The sequence below is a fragment of the Sphingomonas sp. JC676 genome (assembly GCF_014489075.1).
Lineage (GTDB): Bacteria > Pseudomonadota > Alphaproteobacteria > Sphingomonadales > Sphingomonadaceae > Sphingomonas.
The window spans coordinates 1-1617 of sequence record NZ_JACTGR010000022.1; the positions used below are offsets into that span (position 1 = coordinate 1).

Consider the following 1617-nt stretch of genomic DNA (forward strand, 5'->3'; position numbering starts at 1 on the left):
TGGGCCGGTTGCCGACTGACAGCTGTCAGTGATCAGATCGAGGAAAGCGGCCATTCGACTGAAGCCGGGTCCGTAGGTTCGACGGTACGGAGACGCAGGCGTTGCGAGTGCTGGCTGCGCAAAACCGATCAGGAGATGGGAGCATTGCGGCCGCTGCCCAATAAGCTGGTCTACTGAAATTCGCTTGGGGGTGGCGCCGGATCTGTCAGGGCTTCACAAACCGAAAAGCGAAGCGATCGGTCTGACCTTTGATCGACGGATCGAACACCTTGATCGAGTGCCGATCGTCGTCGTTCGCGAGCATGGTGCTTACCGAGTCCAGCGCGAAACCGGCCGCCTCGACTTCCTCGCGGACAAACGCGGGATCGATCCGATGCAGCGACTGGGTGTCGCTGGTGCCCGACCCAGCGGCAGCAGCGTGATCGACGATGACGTAGGACCCACCGGGCTTCAGCCGCTCGTAGACGGCCCGGTTGAAGTCGGCCGCGGTCGCGCCCTTCGTCTGGATCAGCGCAGTGTGGAGATCGTGGTAGAACAGGTGCAGCCAAAGGACGTCCGCGGGCTGCGTGGCCGCCGGCATCGCGACGAGATCCTCCGACACGGCTTCGACATTCTCTCGGCCCGGCTCTTTCGCAAGCGTTCGCATGAGGCCGACCGGGTCGTTCTTGAAGCCAGCGACTTCGGCCGGCACGAAGCTGTAGACCCGCCCTTCGGGTCCGACGGCATCGGAGAAGAGACGCGTCCAGTCGCCGTCGCCTGGGTAAACGTCGATGACGGTGGAGCCCGCATCGACGCGTGCGAACCGGATCAACTCGGATTGCTTGGATTGGTCGTACATCGGGATCTCCTTTGCAGCTGAGCATCAACGAGCGCGCTTACGAAGCCCGTTGCGCGGCTTCGGTGTCGATGGGCGAGGGAGTCGGGTTCGTTTCGACTTCGGTGGCCCGCGCCAATGCCTGCGTGTCGACATACTCCCGGATGCTCGTCAGTCTGCCGTCGCGGACCGTGATCGCGAAGATCCAGTCGTCCTCGAACGTCTTGTTAGTGGCTTTGATCCTTCCCCTCGCGAAGCCGATGACGAGGACCCGGTCTCCTTGGGCCACGAACTCGCGGGGTTCCGTCGACGTTTCGATCGACCTTGACGCCGTCTCGAGCAAATCCGCCAGCCCCGCGTGCCCGCGGTACGTACCGGCCAGCGGCCAGTCCTCACCGGGAATGATCCACTCAATGTCCTCGGCGACCAGTCCCAGCAGAGCCTCCTTGTCGCCGCGGGCGATGGCGGCGAAGAAGTCCTTCACGGCCTGGATGTTCTTCTCAATACTCATGGGAATTCCTCCATTTCGCATGTGACTCTGCCGGCGGGGAGCCTCGCGCTCCTCAGTCGAACTTGATTAGATCCTTGAAGATCAGATGCCCCCAGCTCTTGCCGTGCGCCTGCACCAGCAGTCCACCTTCCGAAAGCCCGCCAAGTTTGATCGGCGCGAAGCCTAGATTTTCCGCAAGCGCGCCGATCTCGTCTGCGGCGCCATCATCGTCGCTCGCCAGGAACACGACTCTCCGGCCGCCATGGACCGCCGGATCCTGTTCAAGCACGCCGGCGACCAAATGGTTGAAGCC

Annotated in this window: 2 protein-coding genes and 1 pseudogene; all 3 read right to left on the reverse strand. The window is 62.8% G+C overall.

Annotation, left to right across the window (positions count from 1 at the left end):
- Positions 1-205 precede the first annotated feature (205 nt).
- Complete coding sequence (locus IAG41_RS22825; RefSeq protein ID WP_187731007.1) at positions 206-838, reverse strand: class I SAM-dependent methyltransferase; 633 nt, start codon at positions 836-838, stop codon at positions 206-208.
- A gap of 37 nt (positions 839-875) precedes the next feature.
- Positions 876-1325, reverse strand: coding sequence for a nuclear transport factor 2 family protein (locus IAG41_RS22830; protein WP_187731008.1), 450 nt, complete (start codon positions 1323-1325; stop codon positions 876-878).
- A 52-nt stretch (positions 1326-1377) separates the two neighbouring features.
- A pseudogene (locus IAG41_RS22835) lies at positions 1378-1617 on the reverse strand (NADP oxidoreductase coenzyme); the annotation flags it as partial.

Excerpts from the sequence above, each read along its gene's own strand:
- IAG41_RS22825 (WP_187731007.1), bottom strand. The coding sequence starts at position 838 with ATGTACGACCAATCCAAGCAATCCGAGTTGATCCGGTTCGCACGCGTC.
- IAG41_RS22830 (WP_187731008.1), bottom strand. The coding sequence starts at position 1,325 with ATGAGTATTGAGAAGAACATCCAGGCCGTGAAGGACTTCTTCGCCGCC.